A 23,886-nucleotide genomic window follows, 5' to 3' on the forward strand; every position below is an offset into this window, starting at 1 on the left:
GCGGCGCTGCGGTCCTACAGTGAGCGCCATGGCCACCCCCGACATCCCCGGATCGCACCCGGCCGAGCCGCACGCCGTCGGACTCTCGCAGAAGCTCAACTGGCTGCGTGCGGGAGTGCTCGGCGCGAACGACGGCATCGTCTCCACCGCCGCGGTCGCGGTCGGCGTGGCCAGCGCGGCGGCGACCGTCGCGCCCGTGCTGCTCGCCGGCGCCGCGGCCCTCGTGGGCGGCGCCATCTCGATGGCCCTCGGCGAGTACGTCTCCGTGGCCAGCCAGCGCGACAGCGAGCGCGCGCTGATCGCCAAGGAGCACGGCGAGCTGGGCGCCGACCCCGACGGCGAGCTCGCCGAGCTGACCGGGCTCTACCAGGCGCGGGGGCTCACGCCCGAGACGGCGCAGCAGGTCGCGCTCGAGCTCACCCGGCACGACGCCCTCCGCGCGCACCTGTCGGCCGAGCTCAACATCGATCCCGACGACGTCGTCAACCCGTGGCACGCGGCACTGGCCTCGGCGGTCGCCTTCACGATCGGCGCCCTGCTGCCCATGGCGACGATCCTGCTGCTGCCGGTCGAGACGCGCGTGCCCGGCACGTTCGTCGCGGTCCTGCTCGCCCTCGCCCTGACCGGATGGCTGGCGGCCTGGATCGGCGGCGCCTCGCGCGTGCGCGCGGTCGCGCGGACGGTGATCGGCGGCGCGCTCGCGCTGGGGGCGACGTTCCTCGTGGGCACCCTGTTCGGCACAACGGTCGCCTAGCGCGAGGGTGCCCCGGCGCCGGCGTCAGAGATCGAGCGGGAAGTCGCTCATGATCTCGGCCCCGTCCGCGCCCACGCGGATCATCCACTCGAGGCGGACTCCGCCGACCTCGGGGTCGTAGGCGCCGGGCTCGAGCAGGATCACCATCCCCTCCTCCAGCGGCACCTCCACCCCGGGCGAGATGGTCGGGAACTCGTGGCTGGCCGCCCCGACGCTGTGCCCGGTGTGGTGCGGGTAGGAGAAGCCGGGCATCGCCTCGCGCACCACGGCATCCAGGGCCGCGGCGGTGATGCCCGGTCGCACCGCCGCGAGGCCCGCGTCGAGCGCGCCGCGGACGGCCGCGTGCATGGCGCGCAGGCGCGGATCCGGCTCGCCCAGCACGAAGGTCGACGCGCTGTCGCCCCAGTAGCCGTCGAGGCGCGGGGCGAGGTCGGCGATCACCGGATCGCCCTCCCGCAGCACCCGGTCGGTCGCCCAGCCGACGATGGCCGCCGTCCGCTCGATGCCCGTCATGAAGTCGCCGGTGACCTCGGAGCGGTGGCCCACCGCCCGATCCCACACCGCCCGGATGTCCGCGAAGACCTCGAGCTCGGTGCGCCCGGCCCGGGCGGCCTGACGCGCCACGCGCTGGGCGGCCGAGGTCAGGTCGGCGCAGCGCTGCAGCGCGGCCCACTCGGCCGGCGTCTTCACCATGCGCGCGCGCCGCAGGGGGTCGGTGATGTCGCGCAGGTCGTGGCCCCGCTCGCGCAGCGCCTCGGCCACGGGGAGCGTGAGCGAATCGGGCTGGATGAGCACGTCGCCCCTCGCGGGCAGCGCGGCGAGCGCGGCGCGGACGCCCGAGAGATAGCGGGGGGCGAGAGGCTCGAGGCCGAGCGTGTCGTCGCCGTACTCGATGACGTGGTCGGCGCGCGAGGCGTGGGCGGCACCCGCCCGCATGCGGGGCACCACGAGCCAGGTCTCGCCGTCAGGTGCCACGAGCGCGAGGTCGGGGCCCCCGCTGACGAACGGCACGCCGAGCTCCTGCGGCACCCGCAGTCCCGTGGCGTCGAAGACCGCGTCGTATCCGCTCAGCACGGCGAACGACGCGCCCGCGGCGCGGGTGAGGCGAGCGACCCGCGCCGTCCGCTCGTCGAGGCCGGGCGCGCCGGTCCGATCCGTCTCGGGGGCCGGGTCGCCGGCGGGCAGCGTGTTCATGTCTCTCCTGGGGACGGCGCGGCGAGCCTCGATGCCCGCCGCCGTCCGGATCCTATGGGCGAGACAGCGCGGCGCGACAGTGGCGCCGCGCGTCCACGACCCCTCGACCCCGTCGCCAGGGCAGGATGGGCCCATGTCGATCCCCGCCGATGATGTCGAGATCCCGGATCGCGTGCGCGCGCTGGTCGGGACGGCCGGACTCGTGCCCATGTGGCGCAACGACCTCGGCGGGCTGACCTTCCGCGCCGGGGCGCTGTTCGTGAAGTGGGGGCCGCGGCACGGCGAGGCGTCGATGGCCGAGGAGGCCGAGCGGATCGCGTGGGCCTCCCGGTGGACCCCGGTGCCGGAGGTCCGCGATCACGGCGCGGACGACGACGAGGAGTGGCTGGTCACCTCGGCGCTGGAGGCCGAGTCGGCCGTGTCGGCGCACTGGCTCACACGACCCGAGATCGCGGTGCGGGCGATCGGCGCGGGCCTGCGGTCGCTGCACGACACCCTTCCCGTCGCCGAATGCCCCTTCGACTGGTCGGTGCCGACGCGGATCCTGCGCGCCCGCGAGCGAGGGATCGACCTGCCCGCGGAGCTGCGTGATCCGCCCCCCGTCGACCGCCTCGTTGTGTGCCACGGCGACGCGTGCGCCCCCAACACCCTGATCGACGCCGAGGGTCGCTGGGCGGCGCACGTCGATCTCGGCGCCCTCGGGATCGCCGACCGCTGGGCCGACATCGCCGTGGCGACGATGAGCCTCGAGTGGAACTTCGGCGCCGACTGGGAGCCGACGTTCTACGAGGCGTACGGGGTCGAACCGGATCCGGTGCGCGTGGACTACTACCGCGCCCTGTGGAACGCGACGTAGGCGCGAGGCAGGATCGGGGCATGGACGTCGTGAGGCAGGCCGTTCGCACCGTGCTCGCGCCGCTGACCCGGACGCGGGCGTTCCGCCGGATCGGTCCGCGTGTGCTGCCCCTCGCCGAGCGCTGGCTGCGCCGCCTGACGGGCGACCGGGTGCAGGTGTCGGGGCTCCTCGTGCCGTCGCTGACCCTCCACACGGTCGGCGCGCGGTCCGGCGAACCGCGCGCGAGCGAGCTGATGTACACCCCGGACGGACACGGATCCGCGATCGTGGCCGGCACGAACTTCGCCCGGGGCAGCCACCCCGGCTGGACGCACAACCTGATCGCCGAGCCGCGCGCCGAGATCACCGTGCGCGGCCGCCGGTTCGCGGTGGTCGCCGAGCGCATCGACACCGACCCGGTGGCCCGCGAGGCCGCCTGGGAGCGGATCCAGCGGCAGTGGCCCGGCTATCGCGCCTACGAGCGCGACTCGGGGCGCACCGTGCGCCTCTTCCGGCTGCGTCTGACGCGCCCGCTCGACGCCTGATCCGGCCGCCGCCGCGGCATGTGTCGCAATGCGTCGCCACATTTCCGGGCATGACGACGCCGATTGCCGCCCCGCTCGGCGCCGCCGTAACGTGCGAGATCTCATACCCCACTCAATCAGTAGGAGATCCCGACATGTCCTCCACCCGTCGTTCCGCCGTCGCGGGAGCCGCCCTGCTCGGCACCACGCTCGCCCTCGCCGCCTGCGCGCCGGCCGGCGGCACCGGCCAGGCGGCGGGCGACCCCGCGACCGGCTCGCAGCCCGTCACCGGCGGCACGCTCACGTTCCTCGAGTCCCAGATCCCCACCTGCCTCTACGCGGGCGGCGGCGGGTTCTACCCGAACGCGACGCTCATCAACCAGCTCGGCGACAAGCTCACCTACCAGGATCCCGAGACGCGCGAGATCACGCCCTGGCTCGCCACCGACTGGGAGGTCAACGCCGACGCCACCGAGTACGTCTTCACCCTCCGCGACGACGTCACGTTCTCGGACGGCACGCCGCTGACCGCCGAGGTCGTGGCCCTGAACTTCGATCACTTCGGCCTGGGGGACGAGGCCCTGGGCCTGACCAAGCAGGAGTTCGTGTCGAACTACGTCGCCAGCGAGGTCGTCGACGAGCACACCGTGAAGTTCACGTTCAGCGCCCCGAGCCCCGGCTTCCTGCAGGCCACCAGCGTGGTCGGCGCCACCATCGTCGCCGAGGCCACCGCCACCCTCCCGTACGAGGAGCAGTGCCAGATCGAGAACTACGTCGCCTCCGGCCCCTTCACCGTCGGCGACGTCCAGCCCGAGAAGCAGTACGACCTGGTGGCGCGCGACGACTACGACTGGGCTCCCGAGGCCGACGAGCACCAGGGCCGCGCCTACCTCGATGCGATCAGCGTCATCGTCACGCCCGAGGACAACGTCCGCATCGGCGCCCTGACCGCCGGCCAGGCCGATGCCATCCGGGCCGTCCAGGTCTACGACATCGAGAGCATCGAGGCCTCGGGCTCGACCGTCTACTACGCCCCGACCAACGGCGTGAACCCGCAGTTCGCGCTGCGCCCGGGCAACCCGATCCTCGCCGACGTCCGGGTGCGGCGGGCGCTGCAGAAGGCGACCGACGTCGAGTCGGCCGTCGAGTCGATCTTCCTCGGCAAGTTCTCGCCCGCCACCTCGGTGCTCAGCCAGGGCGCGACCGGCTACGTCGACCTGTCCGACAAGCTCGGCTACGACCTCGACGCCGCCAAGGACCTGCTCGACGAGGCCGGCTGGACCGAGGGGTCCGACGGCATCCGCGAGAAGGACGGGCACAAGCTCGAGCTCACGACCTGGCCGGGCGCGGTGTTCCCGCTCAACCAGCAGCTCGACGAGCTGGTCGCCGAGCAGTGGAAGCTGGCGGGCGTCCAGCTGAACATCGTCACCCCCGACGCCGCGACGGCCACGGCGGGCGCGAAGGATCCGATCCAGCAGCCGGTCGCGATCACCCACGTCGGTCGCGTCGATCCGGACGTCATCTGGTCGAACTTCGGCTCCGACTCGAACCGCAACGGCCTCGGCTTCACGCCCGAGACGGCCGACGCGACGCTCGACGAGATCCTCGGCGACGTGCGCGTGCTGCCCACCACCGAGGAGCGCTTCGCGAAGACCGCCGAGGCGCAGGAGTACCTGATCGACCAGGCGTACGTGATCCCGCTGTACGAGCTGCCCCAGACCTACGCCGCCCAGGCCAAGGTGCAGGGCCTCGGCTGGGAGGCCGTGGGCCGCGTCGACCTGACGGACGCCTGGATCCAGCGGTGACCTACGCGGAGAGCGGGAGGAGCGAACGATGGTCAGGTACCTGATCGGGCGGGTGCTGCAGGCGCTCCTGGTGCTCTGGATCGCCTACACGGCCACGTTCCTCCTGCTCTCCGTCCTGCCCGGCGACGGGATCATGATCAAGTTCGAGAGCCCCGAGATGGGCCTCTCCGCCGACGAGATCGCCGCGATCCGGGCCTACTACCGCGTCGACGACCCGACCGTGCTGCAGTACCTCAATGCCCTCGTCGGCCTGGTGCAGGGCGACCTCGGCTACTCGATCCAGAACGCGGTGCCGGTGCGCGAGCGCCTCGCGACGGCGATCCCGTCGACCCTGGGGGTCGCGGTTCCGGCGTTCGCGCTGGCGGCGCTCCTCGCCGCCGGCTTCGCCCTGCTGGCGGGCTTCGCCCGGTTCGCCTGGCTGCGCCGCACGATCCAGTCGATCCCCTCGGTGCTCACCTCGCTGCCGGCGTTCTGGGTCGGACTGCTGCTGATCCAGGTGTTCTCGTTCCAGCTCGGGTGGGTGCCGATGATCAACCCGGATCCCGTGCAGGCTCTGATCCTTCCGGTCATCACCCTCGCGATCCCGATCTCGGCCCCGCTCGCGCAGATCCTGCTGCGCAGCCTCGAGCAGGCACAGGGCCGACCGTTCGTGCAGGTCGTGCAGGCCAAGGGCGCCTCGCGCTGGTGGATCCTGTCGCGGCACACCGCGAAGAACGCACTGCTGCCGACGCTGACGATGGCGGGCCTGGTGTTCGCCGAGATCCTCGCCGGATCGGTCGTCACCGAGACCGTCTTCGGGCGCCCGGGAATCGGGCGGCTGATGTCCGACGCGGTCGCGTCGCAGGACCTCCCGGTGATCCAGGCGGTCGTCATCATCGCGGCGGCCCTGTTCGTCGGCGTCAACCTGCTCGTCGACCTGCTCTACCCGATCCTCGATCCGCGCCTGCGCCGCCAGTGGGCGAGCACCGAGACCCCCACGACCGCGAAGGAGGTGGCGGCATGACCGCCCAGGCCCTCGACCGCCCGGCCCCCGCCGTCCGCGTCGCGCACCGCATCGAGAAGCGGCGGCGCCCGCTGCCGTCGATCACCCTGATCCTGGCGTGGGCCGTGATCGCCGTCGTCGTCGTGTGGGCGCTCGTGCCGGAGCTGCTCGCCCCCGCCGGCCCGTACGACCCGGTCGCGCCGGGCCTGACCGGCCCGAGCCCGCTGCACCCGTTCGGCACCGACCAGGTGGGCCGCGACCAGCTCGCCCGCGTGATCTTCGGCTCGCGCGAGTCGCTCTTCGGCGCGGGCATCGCGGTGACGATCGGCCTCGGCGCCGGCGTGCTGCTCGGTGCCACCGCCGGCTCGGTGGGCGGGGTGGTCGACACCGTGCTCATGCGGGTGGTCGACGTGCTTCTCGCCGTCCCCGGCCTGCTCCTCGCCCTCACCTTCGTGGCGCTGCTGGGCACGGGCACGGTCAACACCGCGATCGCGGTGGGCATCGGCTCCATCGCCGGCTTCGCCCGCCTGGTGCGCAGCGAGGTCGTCACCGTGCGCGCGAGCGAGTACGTCGAGGCGGCATACGGCTCCGGCGGCACCTTCGCCACCGTGCTGTTCCGGCACGTCCTGCCGAACTCGCTGCTGCCCGTCGTCGCCCTGTTCGCCCTGCAGTTCGGCGGGGCGATCCTGGCGCTGTCGACCCTCGGATTCCTCGGCTACGGCGTTCAGCCGCCCGATCCGGAGTGGGGCATGATCATCGCCCAGGGCCGCAACCTGCTGGGCGCGGCGCCCTGGGTGACCGCCTTCCCCGGCCTCGTGATCCTGCTCGTGGTGCTCGCCTCCAACCGCATCAGCCAGTCGGTGGGGGTGCGTCGATGAGCGTCCTGGACATCCGCGACCTCGTCGTCGGCTACGAGACCCGCCGCGGCCGCGTGATCGCGGTCGACGGCGTCGACCTCCGGATCGAGCCGGGCGAGACCGTCGCGCTGGTCGGCGAGACGGGATCGGGCAAGACCACGGCCGCCCTCGCCTCGATCGGCCTGCTGCCCCAGGGCGCCCGGCTCCTGCGGGGCAGCGTGCAGCTCGGGCGCACCGACATCACGCACCTGCGCGGACGCCGCCTCGAGCGCCTGCTCGGCAGGGAGGTGGGGCTGATCCCGCAGGATCCGACCGCCTCGCTCGACCCGCTGAAGCCCATCGGCTGGCAGATCGGCGAGGTGCTGCGCATCCACGGCGAGCGCTCGCGCTCCCGCATCGACGGCGAGGTGCACACGCTGCTCGAGCGCGTCGGGCTGGCCGATGCCGAGCGCATCGCGCGGTCGTACCCGCACGAGCTCTCGGGCGGCCAGCGGCAGCGCGCGCTCATCGCGGGAGCGATCGCCCTGCGGCCGGCGCTGATCGTCGCCGACGAGTCGACCAGCGCCCTCGACGTCACGGTGCAGCGCAAGGTGCTCGACCTCATCGACGAGATCCGCCGCGAGGACGGCAGCGGCGTGCTGCTGGTGACCCACGACCTGGGCGTCGCCGCCGAGCGCGCCGACCGGATCGTCGTGCTGCGGCACGGCGTCGTCGAGGACGCCGGCGAGATCGACGTGATCCTCGGCGGGCGGGCGGGCGACTACACCCGCGGCCTCGTCGCCAACGCCCCCGCGCTGAATCTGCCCGAGTTCCGCCCGGTGCCGCCCGAAGCCTCCCCCACCGCACCGGAGATCGCCGTCGACGGTCTGGTCAAGCGGTTCGGCGCGCATCGCGGCAAGGCCGCGGTCGTCGCCGCCGACCACGTGTCGTTCGCGGTCGCCCCCGGCACCACCCACGCCATCGTGGGCGAATCCGGATCCGGCAAGTCGACGATCGCGCGCATCCTGATGGGGTTCGAGACGGCCACGGGCGGCCGGGCGACCGTCGCGGGTCACGAGGTCACGAGCCTGCCGCGCGAGGAGAGCCGCTCCTTCCGGCGCGCCGTGCAGTACGTGTATCAGAGCCCGTACGCGTCTCTCGATCCGGCGATGAGCGTGCTCGACATCGTCGCCGAGCCGATCGTCCGGTTCGGCCTGGCGCCGCGCCGCGAGGCGCGCACGCGCGCGGCCGAGCTGCTCGACCGCGTCGCCCTCGACGCCCGCTACCACGACCGCCGGCCCCGCGAGCTGTCCGGCGGCCAGCGACAGCGCGTCGCGATCGCCCGGGCCCTCGCGCCCGAGCCGCGGGTGCTGATCCTGGACGAGCCCGTCTCGGCGCTCGACGTGACCGTGCAGGCCCAGATCCTCGACCTCCTCGAAGAGCTGCAGCGCGAGCGCGGTCTGACCTACGTCTTCATCTCGCACGACCTCGCGGTGGTGCGCCGCCTGGCCGACACCGTCACCGTGCTGCGGCGCGGCGAGGCCGTCGAACAGGGCCCCGTGCGCGGTGTCTTCGAGGCCCCCCAGCACGAGTACACCCGCGCCCTGCTCGATGCCATCCCCCGTGTGGCGCTCGACACCTACGTGATCTGAGGTATCCCGATGACCGAACTGTCCTTCTTCACCCGCCTGCTCGACGACGTCGCGCCCGGCGAGCGCCTGCGCCTCGCGCTCGCGCAGATCGCGCACGCCGAGGCCCACGGGTTCGCCCGCGCCTGGGTCGCGCAGCACCATTTCCGCTACATCGAGGGCGGCCTGCCGTCGCCGTTCGTCTTCCTCGCGCACGCCGCGGCGCGGATCCCGCGCATCCGCCTGGCCACCGGCATCGTCACCCTGACGCTGGAGGATCCGATCCGGGTCGCCGAGGACGCCGTCGTCGCCGACCTGCTCTCGGGCGGCCGGATCGACCTCGGGCTCGGCAGCGGGGCGCGCCCCGAGTCGTTCGTGCCCTTCGGCCTCGACCCCGCGCGCAAGGCCGACGACTACCAGAGCAAGCTCGCGCGCCTGCACGCGGCGCTCGAGGGCGCTGACCTGGGCGCGGGCAACAGCCTGCACCCCTCGGGCCTCGCTCTGCGGCAGCGGATCTGGCAGGCGACGTTCTCGACGTACGGCGGCGTCTCGGCGGGCGAGAACGGCAACGCGCTGCTGCTGTCGAAGGCGCAGCCGCGCACGCCCGAGCTCGCCCACGCGACGCTCTCGGACATCCAGGTGCCGATCGTCGACGCCTACACCGCGGCCCTGCCCTCGAGCGCCACGCCGCGGATCACCGCCTCGCGCGCCGTGTTCGTCGCCGACACCACCGCCGACGCGCTCCGTCTGGCCGAGGCCGGGCTCGAGCGCATCCGCGCCCTCGCCGAGCGCAACGGCACGCGCCTCGACACGCGCTCCCCCGAGTCGATCGCCGCCACCGGCGACACGTTCGTGGGCGACCCCGACGAGGTCGCCCGACTGCTCGGGGAGGATGCAGTGCTCTCGCGCGTCGACGAGGTCGCCTTCCAGGTGCACTCGGTCGATCCGTCGCACGAGCACATCCTGCGCTCCCTCGAGCTCGCCGCCACCGAGGTCGCTCCGCGCCTCGGGTGGTCGACGAGCCGGGCACTCGCCACCGTTTGAATCCCCTCACCCCTCGGAGGTCATCCATGTCCCCTGTCCCCACCGATGTGATCGACGAGATCGCGTCCGTCCCCCCGGAGCTCGGCGCCGTGCGCCGACGCCGCCCCGATGTGCGCGAGTACGCGCAGAAGTACTTCGAGTCGATCTTCGCGCCAGTCGACGACTCGCAGTTCTCGGTGGCCGATCGCTGGCTCGTCGCCGCCTTCGCCACCCGCCTCACCGCCGACGACGAGACGGCCGAGTTCTACGCCCGGCACGCGCGCGAGGCATCGCCGGCGGCCGAGGCCGTTCTGACGGCCGCCGAGCAGTCGCTCTGGTCCGGGCCGTTCGGCCACTACGCCGAGCCCGGCCTCGCGTCCGAGAACACCGAGGGGCTGCGCCTGCTCGCCGTCGAGATCGCCGGCATCGAGCCGCGCCTGGCGGCCGCCCTCGCCCACGCGCACCTGCTCACCTACCGGCTGCGCGAGACCGACGCCGCCTCGCACGACCTCCTGCAGGACGCCGGCTGGTCGACCGACGGCATCGTCACCCTCTCGCAGCTGCTCGCGTTCCTCGCCTTCCAGCAGCGCGTCATCGCCTCGCTCACCGTCCTCAAGGAGGTCTTCGCATGACCGACACCGCCACCACCGCGCTCGGCACTCTCCGTTACGACCTGCCCCACCCGGATCGCTTCACCACCGAGCAGGTCGGGTGGGTGCCCTGGCTCGAGCCGCCGGCGAAGGACGACCTGACCGAGCGCCAGCTGACGGGCCTCGACGACGAGCGCCGCGCGAACAGCCCCTACTTCCGCCTGCTCGCGCGCGATCCGGAGCTGCTGCTCAACCGCACGAGGACCGACAAGGGCATCTTCTACAACGAGGACGCGGGGGCGCCGCGCGCGGATCGCGAGCTCGCCGCGGCGGTCGCGTCGCGGCTGAACGGCTGCGTCTTCTGCGCCTCGGTGCACGCGCGCTTCGCGGGCAAGCTCTCCCGCCGAGAGGACGATGTCGCCCGTCTCCTCGAGGAGGGGGTCGAGGCCGACCTCGGGTCGCGGTGGAACGCCGTCAAGGCCGCCGCGATCGCGCTGACGCAGACGCCGATCGCCCTGACGTCCGCCCACGTCGAGGCGCTGCGCGCCGAGGGGTTCGACGAGCTGTCGATCCTCGACGTGCTGCAGGGCGCGTCGTTCTTCAACAACGCCAACCGTCTGATGCTCACCCTCGGCCGCGCGGTGCAGCCGGGCGTCGAGCTGCCCTGACGCCTGCTGACCCCGAACGGGGCGACGACCACCCGGCCGCCGCCCCGTTCGGCGGTTCTGCGCCGCCCCCGCGCTTACGCCACCCGCGCGTTTACCCCACCCCCTCCCGCCCGCACCCCGCGCCGGGCGCCCCGGGCGCCTAAGCCCCGTCGCCGAGGATCAGGTTCCACGAGCCGGTGGCCACGGCGACGGCGACGGCGGTCGACGAGATGGCCGCGCCGGCGAGCAGCAGCGTCCACTCACGCCACGTCCACGGCGACACCCGCGCCCAGGTGCGCGGGGTCGGCGCCCCGAATCCGCGGGCCTCCATCGACGTGGCCAGCGTCGAACCGCGGCGGATCGCGAGCACGATCAGCGCGAACGCCATCCCGCCGAGCCGCCGCAGGCGCCCGGTGTCGGCGACCCCGCGCGCCCGCCGGGCGAGCTCGAGCTCGCGCCAGTCGTCGACCAGCAGCCCGACCAGGCGCAGCCCGCCGAGGGCGCCGAGCACGAACCTCGCGGGAAGGCGCACGCGCTGCGAGAGGCCGTCGGCGAGATCCGTGGGATCCACGGTGGCGAACAGCGCCACCCCGGGGAGCGCGATCGCGATGATGCGGAACACCGCCGCCATCGCGAGCGACAGCGATCCGTCGCTGATGTGCACGAACAGCCATTGGAAGTGCACCTGCCCGCTCGCCTCGCCGTAGAGCGCGATCGTCACGCCGGTCAGGGGCGCCGCGATCCACACCGGCGCGGTGCGCACCCAGAACTCGCGCCAGCGCAGCCCGGCGAGCAGCATCAGCGGCACCTCGAGGATCAGCGCGGTGACCGCCGAGACCCAGTCGACCGACAGGATCAGCGGGAACGCGATGAGCAGCCCGGCGCCGAGCTTCGCGACCGGGTTCACGCGGCCGAGGGGGCCGGATCGGGGGCGCGGCTGGAGCAGGCTCACGCGGTCGCCCCCGGGAGCGCCAGCACGCGGGCGTGCAGCGCCGCGAGCACATCGGCGTCGTGCGTGATCGCCACGACCGCGCTGCGCGGGTCGTCGCCCCGCCCGTCGCGCAGCGACGCGATGATGTCGACGAGCTCGGCCCAGGTGCGGGCGTCCTGCCCGAACGTGGGCTCGTCGAGCACCACAACGCGCGGCCTCGTCGCGAGCATCGCGGCGACGGTCAGCCGTCGCTTCTCGCCGCCCGACAGCGTGTGCGGGTTCGCCTCGGCGAGGTGCGCGAGGCGCAGTCGCTCGAGCAGCTCGTCGACGCGGGCGGCGATCTCGCCCTCCGGCAGCTTCAGCGCGCGCGGCCCGACCTCGAGCTCGCGACGCACCGAACTCGCGAGCAGCTGGTGATCCGGCGACTGCAGCACGGTGCCGATGCGCGTCAGCAGCTGGCGCGAGGTCCACCGGATCGGCGCGGGGCCGGCCCCGGCGGACAGGCTCTCGGACGCGTCGATCGCGCCGGCGGCCGGTGGCAGGAGTCCGGCGAGCGTGCGCCCGAGCGTCGACTTGCCCGCGCCGTTCGGCCCGATGATGCCGAGCACCTCTCCCGCGCGCACGACCTCGTCGACCGGCCCGGCGACGGGCGTGCCCTTCACCCGGGCGACCTCGAGCCCGCGGGCGGTGAGCAGCGTCTCGCCGGGCGCCGCGACGGGAGGCGCGGGATGGCGGGGCGGGATGCCCGGCACCCAGACCCCCCGGGCCGCCAACTCGGCCCCGCGCGTGCCCAGCACCTCGTTGGGCGTCCCGTCGGCGATGACCGCCGATCCGCCGGAGGAGGCATCCGCTCCGGACCCCAGCACGATGATCCGGTCGATCAGCGGCAGCCACACGTCGATCCGGTGCTCCACGACGACGAGCGTGGCGCCCGTGCGGTCGAGGACGCGGCCGACCGCGTCGCGCACCGACCGGGCGCCCTCGGGGTCGAGGTTCGCGGTCGGCTCGTCGAGCAGCAGCAGCCCGGGGGTCATCGCGAGGGCGCCCGCGAGGGCGAGGCGCTGCTTCTGCCCGCCCGACAGGGCGTTGGTGGGGCGGTCGAGCGGCACGCCGAGGCCGACGAGGTCGAGGGCCTCGCGCACGCGCGGCCAGATCTCCTCGCGCGGGACGCCGAGGTTCTCGCAGCCGAACGCCACGTCGTCGCCCACGCGGGCGAGCACGGCCTGCGCGTCCGGATCCTGCTGCACCAGGCCCGCACGACCGCGGACGCTGTGGGGGGCCGCGCCGTCCAGGCGCAGGTCACCCGCGTGCTCGCCCTCCTCGTCCCCGCCGAGGACGCCGGCTAGGGCGTGCAGCAGCGTGGACTTGCCGGAGCCGGATCCGCCGAGCAGCAGCACCCGCTCGCCGGGCGCGATGTCGAGGTCGATGCCGCGCGCTGCCCACTTCAGGCGCGTCGCATAGCGCCAGCCCCAGCCGCGAGCGGTGACCGCGGCCGGCGCCGGCGATGCCGGTGAGGCCACGTCAGACGCGCTTGGCGGTGGCCTGGCCGGCCGCGAAGCGGTTCAGCGCGCCCGTGGCGGCGAGCCCGCGGGTGATCGCCCACCCGCCGATGCCCGCGATGACGGCGCCCGAGAGCGTCGAGGAGGCGATGTAGACCGTCGAGAACAGCGCGTCGGCGCCGGCGTACCAGAGCACGAGGTCGTTGATGGCGCAGGCGACACCCGCTGCGGCGCCGGCGAGCAGGGCGACCGGCACGCGGAACGCGGCATAGAGGAACAGCGCGAACACCAGCTCGGCGCCGAGGCCCTGCACCAGGCCGGAGACGATGGTCAGCGGGCCCCAGACGTTGCCGATGAGCGCCGAGATCGTGGCGGCGACGAGCTCGGTGTAGAGCGCGGCGCCCGGCTTGCGGATGATCAGGCCGCCGAGGACTCCCGCAATCAGCCAGGGGCCGTTCACGAGGGCGCCGAGGCCCGGCAGGATCGCACCGAACACGGTGCTCGGGGCCTCGTAGCCGACGTTCCAGACGGCGAAGATCACCGCGCAGGCGACGGCGACGATGCTCGCGACGACGATGTCGACGATGCGCCACTGCAGGCGACGCGGGGCCGTGGCCGAAGACGTGGACTGTCCTGTTGCGGACGTGGACGTGCTCATCTTGTTCTCCTCCCTGCGCCGGCATGATCCGGATCAGGTTCGACGGTCGAAGCGCGGTTCGCTTCCTCTCAGCCCGGCTCGCCGGACTCCCGTGTGGTTGTGAATGAATTGTAGATCCGGATCGGCGAGCTCGACGACCTGCGGATCTACGGGTGGTATCCGGTTGCGCCCGGTACCGTATTCGAGTGTCCACCGACGAACTCCCCCCGCTCGGCGAGCCCGGCTCCGAGGCGAGCGCCCTCGAGCCCACTCAGGCCTTCGACGTCGCCGCGCTGATCGAGCTCGAGAAGACCGCCGGGACCGGGGCCGCCGCGGACCCGGATGCGGCCGCCGCCACCCCGGCCGATCCCGGTGCCACGCAGGCGTTCGACGTCGCCGCGCTCATCGCGCGCGAGAAGCGCGGCACCCGCCGCGCCGTCTCGGCGGCCGAGCTCGACGACGAGCCCGAGATCGACCCGCCGCTGCGTCGTTCCGGCCGCCGTGCGCGCCGCGAGGACGCGACGGTCTCGTCGCTGCTGAGGAACGCCCTCCCGGCGACCGTCGCCGCTCCCGTTGCCGCGGGCGCCCCCGCTCACACCCCGCCGGCCGCGGCACCGGCCCCCGTGCCGACGACGACCGCGGCGCTCGCCTGGGTGAGCCCCGAGACGCTCGGCACGCCCCCCGCCACCGCGGGCGCGCCCGTCATCGCCGAGCTGCTGCCGCCCGTACGCACGCGCCGCCGCGGCGCCGCCGTCGCCGCGCCCCTGATCACCGCCGCCGCGCTGGGGCTCACGTACCTCGCCGGCTGCGCGCTGTGGCCCCTCGGAGCCGTAGCCCCCACGATCAGCGAGGCGACCGTGCAGCCCGCGCCCGGCAAGCCGCTCGGGGTGACCTGGCCCCAGGACGGCACCGCCGCGGTGGGCGCCGAGGGCCTGGGCGTTGTGCCGTCCTCGAACGGCGAGCGCGCCTCCATGGCGAGCATCACCAAGGTCGTGACCGTGCTGATGATCCTCGAGAAGGCCCCGCTCGCGGCCGGGGAGGACGGCCCCTCCTACGCCTTCACCGGCGAGGATCGCGACCTCTACTGGAACTACCGCTACCAGAACGAATCGGCGCTCGACGTGCCGGTCGACGGCACGATGACCGAGCGTCAGCTGCTCGAGGGGATCCTGATCGGATCCGCCAACAACTACATCGACCGCCTCACGACCGAGCTGTGGGGCTCGAAGGATGCCTTCGTGGCCGCCGTGCCCGCCTGGCTCGAGGCGCACGGTCTGGGTGGTATCACGATGGTCGACGCGAGCGGCATCGATCCCGAGAACACCGCCACCGCCGCCGACCTCGTCAAGCTCGCCAGCCTGGCGCTGGCCGATCCGACGGTCGCGCAGATCGTGCAGATGCCGTCGTTCACCGTGCCGGGCGCCGAGGGCGAGGACGCGGTGCACGAGAACACCAACCCCCTGCTCGGCGACCCCGGTGTCGTGGGCATCAAGACCGGCACGCTGCTGGACGGCTGGCGCGAGCAGTGGAACCTGCTCACCGCGAAGGACATCACCGTCGGCCAGACCACCGTGCGCCTCTACGCCGCGGTGCTCGGGCAGCCCGACGAGGACGGCCGCGAGATGGTCAGCCGCCAGCTGCTCGACGAGGTCGAGGCCTCGCTGCAGCTGCAGCCGTCGGTACCCGACGACACCGTCGTCGCGACCGTCTCGACCGAGTGGGGAGCGGCCGCCGAGGTCGTCACCACCGAGGACGCCCAGGTCGTGCTCTGGGACAGCGGCACCGCCGCCATCGACGCCGAGTACGACGTCGACCTGGGCCTCGCCGACGGCGCCACGGTGGGAGAGCTCACCGCCACCGGCCCGTTCGACAGCACCGTGGTGCCCCTCGCGCTCTCGGGCGACGTGCCCGGCCCCACCCTGCAGTGGCGCCTCACCCACCCGCTCGACCTCCTCGGGCTGCAGTAACGCCCCGGGGCCGCGGGTGCGGGTGCGGCTGCGGCGTGGGCCGCGGGTGCGGCTGCGGGCGCGGCGTGCGGCGCGGGTGCGGGTGCGGGGGCTGCGTGTGCGGCTGTGCGGCGGGGGCGCGGCTGCGGCGTGGGCCGCGGGTGCGGCTGGGCTGTGGTGCGCGTGCGGCTGCACGACGGCGGAGATCTGCATCAACACGGACGTCCGCACGCCACTGATCCGGATCCGTGCAGATCTCCGGATCCGTGCAGGTCATTGACCCGGCGCGCGCCCAGATTCCCCGTGCCGGACCTGCACGAGGGCGGACATCTGCACCGACACGGATGACCGCACGCCGCTGACCCGAATCCGTGCAGATCTCCGCATCCGCGCAGGCCGGTGACGCCGCGCACCCAGATTCCCCGTCCCGGGCCTGCACGAGGGCGGACATCTGCACCGTCACGGACTACCGCACGCCGCTGACCCGGATCCGTGCAGATCTCCGGATACGCGCAGGCGGTGACGCTGGTTCGCCCAGGCCCGCCCGCGCAGATGGGCGCCCCTACGCGTGCCCTTCGCCGCACGCGGCAGGCCGCGCCTGCACGGAAGCGGACATCTGCACGGTCGCGGACGACCGCACGCGGCCGATCCGAATCCGCGCAGATCTCCGGATCCGCGCAGGCCGGTGACCCGGCGACGGCACGCCACCCGGCGGGGGTTCCGCGCGCCGGGCGTGCACGAAGGCGAACATCTGCACCGTCACGGACGACCGCACGCCGCTGACCCGGATGCGTGCAGATCTCCGGATCCGCGCAGGCCGTGAAAGGGGCGCGCTGAGCGAACAAGCCCAGGATGTCTCAGGAGCGGGCGAGGTGCAGTCCCTGCGCGATCGCGGTGAGGATCAGATCCTGCACCGTCGCCCAGTCGTCCAGGATCTGCCAGTGACCGATGCGGATCACCGTGTAGCCGCGCAGACGCAGTCGCGCGTCGTGCTCGTTGTCGGCGAGGCGCTGGCGGTCGACGTGCGTGCCGCCGTCGATCTGGATCACGAGCCGCTCGCCGACGAGGAGATCGACGGGCCGCCCGAGCAGCACGACCTGTCGCCGGATCGGCACGCCCAGGCGAAGTCGGCGCAGCCGCCAGTCGACGATGCTCTCGCCGCCGGCGTCTGCGAAGGGCTTCGCGTCGGCGAGCATCCGGCGGGCGTCGGGCGGGAGCCGCAGCCCGCGGAGCACCTCGGGGTCGATCAGCTCCTTGCGGAGCGCCGATTCCCACGCGGCCAGGCTCCGCTCGTAGGGCTGGCATGTCGCGACGAGCACCAAGGCGTTGAGGAGGGTGTCCTCAAGGGCGTCCGGATCGCGCGGCTGGGCGGGTGTCGCCCAGTGCACCTGGGCGGTGGTCGTGCGGGCCAGCGTCGCGTGGGGCGCCGCAGCGACGTGGACGGTGCTCACCGGCAGCGCCCACACCTCGCGGCGGCGGAGCAGGGTGACGCAGCTGAGATGGGCGCCGAGCTGCGCCGCGGATCGCAGTTCGGCGTCGATGCCCGGCAGAGCGAACCACCCGTTTCGCACGCGCTCGACGACGCCGGATCGGATCGCCGCCGCGAGGTGATGACGCGTGACGCCACGCTCGCGCAGCGTCCGGTATCGGCCGACGCCGCCCAGTTCCTCGAGTGCCCGCACAGGATGCATTCCCCGAGCGTGCCCGCGCTCCCATGGCCCCGCCGCGTTATCCACAGCCCTGCGATCCGACACCGCCGATCTGCCCCCTGCGGACGAGTCTCCCGTGGCCGAACGGAACCACGCCGCCATCGACACGGCCGCGCGCAGACAACCGCGATCCGGCAGTCGTACGCTTCTGCACCTCTACGGAGATCCGCATAGTCACGGATGGAAACGACGCATCGATCCGGGTGCGTGCAGATCCCCGCAAGGGTGCAGCGCCAGTGCGTACGCGGCGCGCGCGGACGACCGCATGCCAGCGACCCGGCATCACCTGCACCCCGACGGAGATCTGCGCGGTCGCGGGCCGAAACAACGCATCGATCCGGGTGCGTGCAGATCCCCGCAAGGGTGCAGCGCCACGCGGCGGGCCTTCCGGCACGCAGCACCCGCCCGGACAATCGCAGCCCACGCCCGCTCGGCACCTGCACGGCAATGGAGATCCACACAATCGCCGACCGAAACGAGGGCAGTCGCATCCGGTGCTCGGCCAGCTCCTGCACCTTCGCGGGGATCTGCACCGTCACGGACCGAAACGATGCATCCATCCGGGGCCGTGCAGATCCCCGTGGGGGTGCAGGTCAACGCGGCAACCGGCGCGGCGCCGGCGCGCGGACGATCGCACGCTCGCGGCCGGGCGGCACCTGCACGGCGACGGGGATCCGCACGGTCACGGGCCGAAACCGGCGCGACGGCCCGAATCCGTGCAGATCTTCGTAAGCGTGCACGTCGAGCCGTACCCGCCCGACGCCCGACCGGCCGCGCCCGCCCGGCGCCCGCGGCGCGGTGCGGTGCCGCACCCGCGACGCCCGTACCGCCCGACGCCCGTGGCGGCCCGGCGCGGCGCCGCACCCGCCGGGCGCCGCACCCGCGGGGCCCACCCCACACACGAAAAGGGCGGCCCCAGACGGGGCCGCCCTTCCGTGTGCCGGGGCTCAGGCCTGCTCGGCCTCGGCCGGGGCGCCGGCCGGGGCGCCGGCTGCGGCGGGGAGGTCGATGGCGCCGGTGGCGGTGGCGAGCTCCTGGGACACGGCAGCGTCGATGTCGACGGCGGCGTGCTCGAACTGCGACTGGTACAGGCGCCAGTAGGCGCCCTCTCGGCCGATCAGCTCGTCGTGGGTGCCCTGCTCGACGATGTCGCCGTGCTCCATGACGAGGATCAGGTCGGCATCGCGGATCGTCGACAGACGGTGCGCGATGACGAACGACGTGCGGCCCTCGCGCAGCGCGGCCATGGCGTGCTGCAGCAGCTGCTCGGTGCGGGTGTCGACCGAGCTGGTCGCCTCGTCCAGGATCAGCACCGTCGGCTGCGACACGAACGCGCGGGCGATCGTGATCAGCTGGCGCTCGCCGGCCGAGACGTTGGCCGCGTCCTCCTCGAGGACGGTGTCGTAGCCGTCGGGCAGCGTGTGGACGAACCGGTCGACGTAGGTCGCCTTGGCGGCCGCGACGACCTCGTCGTCGGTGGCGTCCTGGCGGCCGTAGCGGATGTTGTCGCGGATCGTGCCCGAGAAGAGCCACGGATCCTGCAGCACCATGCCGGCGCGCTCGCGCACGTCGTAGCGGGTCATCTTCGAGATGTCCTGCCCGTCGAGCAGGATCTCCCCGCCGTCGAGCTCGTAGAACCGCATGATGAGGTTCACGAGCGTCGTCTTGCCGGCGCCGGTCGGGCCCACGATGGCCACGGTCTGGCCGGGCTCGACGCGGAACGACAGGTCGCGGATCAGCGGCTGCTCGGGGTTGTACGAGAACGCGACGTTCCGGAACTCGATCACGCCGCGCCCCGCCGGGGCCTTCGCGGCATCGGACGCGTCGGCGCCCTGCTCGGGCTCGTCGAGGATCTCGAACACGCGCTCGGCCGAGGCCGTGCCCGACATGACCGCGCTGGTCATGCCGCCCAGCTGCATCAGCGGCTGCGTGAACTGCTGCGAGTACTGGACGAACGCCTGCACGTCGCCGATGCGCAGCTGACCCGAGGCGACCATCAGGCCACCGAGCACGGCGATGCCGGCGTAGGTGAGCGATCCGATGAACTGCACGCCCGGCATCATCAGGCCCGAGAAGAACTGGGCCTTGAACGCGGCGTCGTACAGCTCGTCGTTCTCGACGCCGAAGGCGTCCTCGTTCGACTTCTCACGGCCGTACACCTTGACCAGCGCGTGACCCGAGAAGGCCTCCTCGACGCGCGAGTTCAGGCGACCGACCTTGGCCCACTGGGACTGGAACGCCCGCTGCGAGCGCGGGCCGATCACGCCGAAGATCACGGCCATCAGCGGCAGGGCGACCAGGGCCACCAGCGCCAGCTGCCACGAGATCGAGAACATCATGACGAGCACACCCACAACGGTGAGCACCGCGGTGACCGCGCCCGACAGCGACTGCTGCAGGGTCTGGGTCATGTTGTCGATGTCGTTGGTGACGCGGGAGATCAGCTCGCCGCGCTGCACCTTGTCGAAGTACGCCAGCGGCAGGCGGTGGATCTTCGCCTCGACCCGCTCGCGCACGCGCCACATGGTCTTCACCATGATCACGTTGATGACGTAGCCCTGGATCCACTGCAGGAAGGCCGAGACCACGTACAGGATCAGGACCCAGCGGATCACCTCGCCGAGGGCGGCGAAGTCGATGCCGGCCCCGATCTCGAAGTGCTGCATGGCGGCGATCGTGTTGGCGAAATCGGTCTGGCCCGCCTGGCGCAGCATCTCGACGACCTGCTCCTGGGTCGTCCCCGCGGGGATGCCCTGGGCCGCGAGCATGTTCGACATAAAGCCCTCGAACACGATGTTCGTGGCCTCGCCGAGCACCTTCGGGCCGATGATCGACAGCACCACACCGGCGGCGCCGAGCACCATAACGAGGGCGAAGACCCACTTGTACGGGCCGAGAAGCCCGATGAAGCGGACGAAGCTGCGCCGGAAGTCCTTGGCCTTGCCGGGCGCGAACCCGCTGCCGGGGCCGCCGCCCTGCTGGCGCGCCTGCTCGCCGAGCTCGGCCTCGATGCGGGCCTGCTCGTCCTGATCGTTCTCGACGGAGGTCATCGCTTGGCTCCCAGCTGCGAGTCGACGATCTCGCGGTACGTGTCGTTGCTCGCGAGGAGCTCCTCGTGGGTGCCGATGCCGGCCATGCGCCCGCCGTCGAGCACCACGATCCGGTCGGCCTCGGTGATCGTCGAGACGCGCTGGGCGACGACGATCTTGGTGACCTCGGGCAGCTCGCGCCACAGCGCCTGCCGCAGGCGGGCGTCGGTGGTGAGGTCGAGAGCCGAGAACGAGTCGTCGAAGACCAGCACGCTCGGGCGGCTGACGATCGCGCGGGCGATCGCGAGCCGCTGGCGCTGGCCACCCGACACGTTCGTGCCGCCCTGGGCGATCGGCTCGTCGAGGCCCTGCGGCTTCTCGCGGACGAAGTCGGCGGCCTGGGCGATCGAGAGCGCGGCCCACAGCTCGTCGTCCGTGGCGTCCTCGCGGCCGAAGCGCAGGTTCGAGGCGATGGTGCCGTTGAAGAGGAACGGACGCTGCGGCACCAGGCCGATGCCGGCCCACAGCGCCTCGAGGTCGGCCTCGCGCACCTCGACGCCGTGCACCTTGACCGAGCCGCCGGTGGCGTCGAACAGGCGCGGGATCAGGTTGATCAGCGTCGACTTGCCGGCGCCGGTGGATCCGACGATGGCGACGGTCTCGCCGGGGGCCGCGCGGAAGGAGATGCCCTCGATGACCGGGGCGTCGGCGCCGGGGTAGGTGAAGGACACGTCCTGCAGGACGACCTCGCCCGGGTTCGGCATGGTCGACACGGCGTTCTCGGGGCGCTTCAGCGAGCTCTCGACCGCCAGCACCTCGCCCACGCGATCGGCCGAGACGGCCGCGCGCGGGATCATGATCGTCATGAACGTCGCCATCATGACGCCGCCCAGGATCTGACCGACGTACTGCATGAAGGCGAACAGCGTGCCGATCTCGACGTTGCCGGCGTCGACCTCGATCGCGCCGAACCACACAACGGCGATGACCGTGACGTTCAGCACCAGCGTGACGACGGGGAACATCAGCACGAACAGCGAGCCGACCTGACGACCCACGAGAGCGATCTCGTCGTTGGCGCCGCGGAAGCGCTGCTCCTCGATGCGCTCGCGCACGAACGCGCGCACCACGCGCACACCCGTGAGCTGCTCGCGCATCACGCGGTTGATGGCGTCGAGCTTCGCCTGCATGGCGCGGAAGCCCGGGACCATGCGCGAGATGATCAGGCCGGCGACGATCAGCAGGACCGGCACGGCGACGCCGATGATCCAGCTGAGCCCGACGTCCTGGCGCAGCGCCATGATGATGCCGCCGATGGCGAGCATCGGCGCCTGCACCAGCATGGTGGCGCCCATCATGGCGAGCATCTGCACCTGCTGGACGTCGTTCGTGTTGCGCGTGATCAGCGATCCGGCGCCGAACTGCGACACCTCGCGCTCTGAGAACGAGCTGACCTTCTGGAACACATCGCGGCGGATGTCGCGGCCCACCGCCATGGCGGACTTCGCGGCGGCCGCGGTGGCGATGATGGACGCCACGATCTGGCCGAACGAGACGGCCAGCATGATGAGACCGGTCTGGACGATGAAGTCGGTGTCGCCCTGCGCGACGCCCTTGTCGATGATGTCGGCGTTGAGCGAGGGCAGATACAGGGCGGCCATCACGGACGCGAACTGGAAGAGCAGGACCGCGGCCAGAAGCCACTTGTACTGCAGGAGATATCGGAACAGGAGTCTGCCGAGCAAGAGGGCCTCCAGGAGAACTCCCTCGCGCGGGTGCGCGCGAGGACGGATCGACTCTGCCACCAGCCACGGACATTCCACTAGCCGGGAGATCACGTGTCCGCTGGGGGCGAAATGCGCGCGCGCTCGGCGACGCCCCCGGGCGGGGCCGTTCGGCGGCGAGACGATCACGAACGGCCACGCTCGCGACGGCTCCGCGCGCGATCCCCGGCAGGCCAGTACGCTCGCGGGATGCACGATGCGCAGACCCCGCCGATGGGGTGGAACAGCTGGGACAGCTACGGCACGACGGTCACCGAGGCGGAGGTGCTGGCCAACGCCGAGTTCATGGCGACGCATCTGGCCGACGCCGGCTGGGACACAGTCGTGATCGACATCGACTGGTCGGATCCGACGGCCCGCTCGCACGGCTACAACGCGGACGCTCCGCTCGCGATCGACGAGTGGGGCCGCCTGATCCCCGACTCCTCGCGCTTCCCGTCGTCTGCCGACGGATCGGGTTTCACTCGGATCGCGGAGCGCGTGCACGCGCTCGGGCTGAAGCTCGGCATCCACATCATGCGCGGGATCCCGCGGATCGCGGTCGACCGCGCCCTGCCGATCCTCGGCGGCGAGGGCGCGACCGCAGCGGACCTGGGTGACGCCGCGAACGTGTGCGAGTGGAACCCCGACATGCTCGGCCTCGACCACACGCACCCGGCCGCGCGCGCCTACATGGACTCGATCGCCGCGCTGTATGCCGAATGGGGCATCGACTTCCTGAAGGCCGACGACATGCTCTGGCCGTACCAGGCCGCCGACGTCGAGGCGCTGTCCGCCGCGGTGGCCCGGACCGGTCGCGACATCGCGATCAGCCTGAGCCCCGGGCGCGATCTCTCGCTCACGCGGGTGGATCACCTGCGCGAGCACGCGACGATGTGGCGGATCTGCGACGACCTCTGGGACCGCTGGCCCGATGTGCTCGCGAACTTCTCGCGTTTCGCGCGCTGGGCGCCGTTCGCCGGCCCCGAGGGCTGGCCCGACGGCGACATGCTGCCGCTCGGCCGCATCGGCATCCGGGCCGAGCGGGGCGAGCCCCGCGACGACGGCCTCACCCCCGACGAGCGGATCACCCTGCTCACGCTGTGGATCATCGCCCGCTCGCCCCTGATGGTGGGCGGGGACCTGCCGACCTCGGATCCCTCGGTGATCGCGCTGCTGCGCAACCGCGAGGCCATGGCGGTGCTGCGCGACGCCCGCTCCCCGCGCGAGGTGCTGCGAGAGGACCCGCTGATCCTGTGGGCGGCGGACGGGGCCGACGGCGAGCGCTATGCCGCGGCGTTCAACGTGGGCGAGGAGGAACTGCGCACCGTGATCGACGGCGGGCAGCTGGGCCTCCCGGCCGAGGGGACGCTGCGCGAGGTGTGGAGCGGAAACGACGTCGCCCTGGCGCACACGGCCGCGCGCGGGGTGGCCCCGGGTGCCGCGGCGATCGAGGTCGCCCTCCCCGCGCACGGGGCGCGCCTGTGGCGGTGGGACGCGCACGCGCCCGCCTCGCGCGCCTGAGCGCATCGCGCCGTCGGCCGGAAAGGTACC

At 72.8% G+C, this 23,886-nt stretch carries 19 protein-coding genes and 1 riboswitch; of the genes, 12 read left to right on the forward strand and 7 right to left on the reverse strand.

Annotation, left to right across the window (positions count from 1 at the left end):
* Nucleotides 1-28 precede the first annotated feature (28 nt).
* Entirely contained in the window at nucleotides 29-754 is a 726-nt protein-coding gene (locus ACOKGD_RS14505; protein WP_342335788.1) for a VIT1/CCC1 transporter family protein, read from the forward strand.
* Between the two features lie 24 nt (nucleotides 755-778).
* On the opposite strand, the gene ACOKGD_RS14510 is transcribed toward ACOKGD_RS14505, so the two are convergent.
* Nucleotides 779-1,948 (reverse strand): Xaa-Pro peptidase family protein, encoded by a 1,170-nt coding sequence (locus ACOKGD_RS14510; protein WP_342335789.1) that lies wholly within the window; start codon nucleotides 1,946-1,948, stop codon nucleotides 779-781.
* Nucleotides 1,949-2,081: 133 nt separating this feature from the next.
* On the opposite strand from ACOKGD_RS14510, the gene ACOKGD_RS14515 reads away from it, so the two are divergent.
* The 9 genes from ACOKGD_RS14515 (at nucleotide 2,082) to ACOKGD_RS14555 (ending at nucleotide 10,839) form a co-directional block, all read left to right on the forward strand.
* Entirely contained in the window at nucleotides 2,082-2,804 is a 723-nt protein-coding gene (locus ACOKGD_RS14515; RefSeq protein ID WP_342335791.1) for an aminoglycoside 3'-phosphotransferase, read from the forward strand.
* A gap of 20 nt (nucleotides 2,805-2,824) precedes the next feature.
* The gene (locus ACOKGD_RS14520; protein WP_342335792.1) at nucleotides 2,825-3,328 is read left to right on the forward strand and encodes a nitroreductase family deazaflavin-dependent oxidoreductase; all 504 of its coding nucleotides are present in this window, start codon (nucleotides 2,825-2,827) and stop codon (nucleotides 3,326-3,328) included.
* Between the two features lie 134 nt (nucleotides 3,329-3,462).
* Nucleotides 3,463-5,112, forward strand: a complete 1,650-nt coding sequence (locus ACOKGD_RS14525; protein WP_342335793.1) for a TIGR04028 family ABC transporter substrate-binding protein — start codon at nucleotides 3,463-3,465, stop codon at nucleotides 5,110-5,112.
* 28 nt (nucleotides 5,113-5,140) lie between these two features.
* Nucleotides 5,141-6,115 (forward strand): ABC transporter permease, encoded by a 975-nt coding sequence (locus ACOKGD_RS14530; RefSeq protein WP_342335795.1) that lies wholly within the window; start codon nucleotides 5,141-5,143, stop codon nucleotides 6,113-6,115.
* On the forward strand, nucleotides 6,112-6,972 hold the full coding sequence (locus ACOKGD_RS14535) for an ABC transporter permease (protein WP_342335796.1): 861 nt from the start codon (nucleotides 6,112-6,114) through the stop codon (nucleotides 6,970-6,972). The genes ACOKGD_RS14530 and ACOKGD_RS14535 overlap by 4 nt, the downstream gene beginning before the upstream one ends.
* A complete protein-coding gene (locus ACOKGD_RS14540) occupies nucleotides 6,969-8,582 on the forward strand; it encodes an ABC transporter ATP-binding protein (RefSeq protein ID WP_342335798.1) in 1,614 nt (537 codons plus the stop codon). The genes ACOKGD_RS14535 and ACOKGD_RS14540 overlap by 4 nt, the downstream gene beginning before the upstream one ends.
* Nucleotides 8,583-8,591: 9 nt before the next feature.
* Nucleotides 8,592-9,602 carry a putative FMN-dependent luciferase-like monooxygenase gene (locus ACOKGD_RS14545; RefSeq protein ID WP_342335800.1) on the forward strand — a complete coding sequence of 337 codons (1,011 nt, stop codon included), beginning with the start codon at nucleotides 8,592-8,594 and terminating at the stop codon, nucleotides 9,600-9,602.
* 26 nt (nucleotides 9,603-9,628) lie between these two features.
* Nucleotides 9,629-10,213, forward strand: a complete 585-nt coding sequence (locus ACOKGD_RS14550; RefSeq protein WP_342335802.1) for a CMD domain protein — start codon at nucleotides 9,629-9,631, stop codon at nucleotides 10,211-10,213.
* Nucleotides 10,210-10,839 carry an alkylhydroperoxidase domain protein gene (locus ACOKGD_RS14555; RefSeq protein ID WP_342335803.1) on the forward strand — a complete coding sequence of 210 codons (630 nt, stop codon included), beginning with the start codon at nucleotides 10,210-10,212 and terminating at the stop codon, nucleotides 10,837-10,839. Before ACOKGD_RS14550 ends, ACOKGD_RS14555 begins: the two co-directional genes overlap by 4 nt.
* 139 nt (nucleotides 10,840-10,978) lie before the next feature.
* Here the strand turns inward: ACOKGD_RS14555 and ACOKGD_RS14560 are convergent, their stop codons facing one another.
* From ACOKGD_RS14560 to ACOKGD_RS14570, 3 genes are all read right to left on the reverse strand, one after another.
* Entirely contained in the window at nucleotides 10,979-11,770 is a 792-nt protein-coding gene (locus ACOKGD_RS14560; RefSeq protein WP_342335805.1) for an energy-coupling factor transporter transmembrane component T family protein, read from the reverse strand.
* Nucleotides 11,767-13,269: an ABC transporter ATP-binding protein gene (locus ACOKGD_RS14565; RefSeq protein ID WP_342335807.1), complete on the reverse strand. Its 1,503-nt coding sequence runs from the start codon at nucleotides 13,267-13,269 to the stop codon at nucleotides 11,767-11,769. Before ACOKGD_RS14565 ends, ACOKGD_RS14560 begins: the two co-directional genes overlap by 4 nt.
* 1 nt (nucleotide 13,270) lies before the next feature.
* A complete protein-coding gene (locus ACOKGD_RS14570; protein ID WP_342335809.1) occupies nucleotides 13,271-13,906 on the reverse strand; it encodes an ECF transporter S component in 636 nt (211 codons plus the stop codon).
* Nucleotides 13,900-14,009, reverse strand: a riboswitch (TPP riboswitch). Its footprint overlaps the gene before it by 7 nt.
* Before the next feature lie 82 nt (nucleotides 14,010-14,091).
* On the opposite strand from ACOKGD_RS14570, the gene ACOKGD_RS14575 reads away from it, so the two are divergent.
* Nucleotides 14,092-15,852 (forward strand): D-alanyl-D-alanine carboxypeptidase family protein, encoded by a 1,761-nt coding sequence (locus ACOKGD_RS14575; RefSeq protein ID WP_342335810.1) that lies wholly within the window; start codon nucleotides 14,092-14,094, stop codon nucleotides 15,850-15,852.
* A gap of 836 nt (nucleotides 15,853-16,688) precedes the next feature.
* Here ACOKGD_RS14575 and ACOKGD_RS14580 read toward each other — a convergent pair.
* From ACOKGD_RS14580 to ACOKGD_RS14590, 3 genes are all read right to left on the reverse strand, one after another.
* Nucleotides 16,689-17,522 (reverse strand): endonuclease domain-containing protein, encoded by an 834-nt coding sequence (locus ACOKGD_RS14580; RefSeq protein ID WP_342335811.1) that lies wholly within the window; start codon nucleotides 17,520-17,522, stop codon nucleotides 16,689-16,691.
* Nucleotides 17,523-18,487: 965 nt separating this feature from the next.
* Nucleotides 18,488-20,590 (reverse strand): ABC transporter ATP-binding protein, encoded by a 2,103-nt coding sequence (locus tag ACOKGD_RS14585; RefSeq protein WP_342335812.1) that lies wholly within the window; start codon nucleotides 20,588-20,590, stop codon nucleotides 18,488-18,490.
* Nucleotides 20,587-22,314, reverse strand: coding sequence for an ABC transporter ATP-binding protein (locus ACOKGD_RS14590; RefSeq protein ID WP_342335813.1), 1,728 nt, complete (start codon nucleotides 22,312-22,314; stop codon nucleotides 20,587-20,589). Before ACOKGD_RS14590 ends, ACOKGD_RS14585 begins: the two co-directional genes overlap by 4 nt.
* 228 nt (nucleotides 22,315-22,542) lie before the next feature.
* Between ACOKGD_RS14590 and ACOKGD_RS14595 the strand changes: the two genes are divergently transcribed.
* Nucleotides 22,543-23,856 carry a glycoside hydrolase family 27 protein gene (locus ACOKGD_RS14595; protein ID WP_342335814.1) on the forward strand — a complete coding sequence of 438 codons (1,314 nt, stop codon included), beginning with the start codon at nucleotides 22,543-22,545 and terminating at the stop codon, nucleotides 23,854-23,856.
* Nucleotides 23,857-23,886 lie beyond the last annotated feature (30 nt).

Origin of the sequence: Microbacterium phosphatis (genome assembly GCF_049177115.1) — a bacterium.
GTDB classification, from domain to species: Bacteria; Actinomycetota; Actinomycetes; order Actinomycetales; family Microbacteriaceae; genus Microbacterium; species Microbacterium phosphatis.

Coding starts and splice junctions, on each gene's coding strand:
- ACOKGD_RS14505 (WP_342335788.1), top strand. CDS start 29: ATGGCCACCCCCGACATCCCCGGATCGCACCCGGCCGAGCCGCACGCC.
- ACOKGD_RS14510 (WP_342335789.1), bottom strand. CDS start 1,948: ATGAACACGCTGCCCGCCGGCGACCCGGCCCCCGAGACGGATCGGACC.
- ACOKGD_RS14515 (WP_342335791.1), top strand. CDS start 2,082: ATGTCGATCCCCGCCGATGATGTCGAGATCCCGGATCGCGTGCGCGCG.
- ACOKGD_RS14520 (WP_342335792.1), top strand. CDS start 2,825: ATGGACGTCGTGAGGCAGGCCGTTCGCACCGTGCTCGCGCCGCTGACC.
- ACOKGD_RS14525 (WP_342335793.1), top strand. CDS start 3,463: ATGTCCTCCACCCGTCGTTCCGCCGTCGCGGGAGCCGCCCTGCTCGGC.
- ACOKGD_RS14530 (WP_342335795.1), top strand. CDS start 5,141: ATGGTCAGGTACCTGATCGGGCGGGTGCTGCAGGCGCTCCTGGTGCTC.
- ACOKGD_RS14535 (WP_342335796.1), top strand. CDS start 6,112: ATGACCGCCCAGGCCCTCGACCGCCCGGCCCCCGCCGTCCGCGTCGCG.
- ACOKGD_RS14540 (WP_342335798.1), top strand. CDS start 6,969: ATGAGCGTCCTGGACATCCGCGACCTCGTCGTCGGCTACGAGACCCGC.
- ACOKGD_RS14545 (WP_342335800.1), top strand. CDS start 8,592: ATGACCGAACTGTCCTTCTTCACCCGCCTGCTCGACGACGTCGCGCCC.
- ACOKGD_RS14550 (WP_342335802.1), top strand. CDS start 9,629: ATGTCCCCTGTCCCCACCGATGTGATCGACGAGATCGCGTCCGTCCCC.
- ACOKGD_RS14555 (WP_342335803.1), top strand. CDS start 10,210: ATGACCGACACCGCCACCACCGCGCTCGGCACTCTCCGTTACGACCTG.
- ACOKGD_RS14570 (WP_342335809.1), bottom strand. CDS start 13,906: ATGAGCACGTCCACGTCCGCAACAGGACAGTCCACGTCTTCGGCCACG.
- ACOKGD_RS14580 (WP_342335811.1), bottom strand. CDS start 17,522: ATGCATCCTGTGCGGGCACTCGAGGAACTGGGCGGCGTCGGCCGATAC.
- ACOKGD_RS14585 (WP_342335812.1), bottom strand. CDS start 20,590: ATGACCTCCGTCGAGAACGATCAGGACGAGCAGGCCCGCATCGAGGCC.
- ACOKGD_RS14595 (WP_342335814.1), top strand. CDS start 22,543: ATGCACGATGCGCAGACCCCGCCGATGGGGTGGAACAGCTGGGACAGC.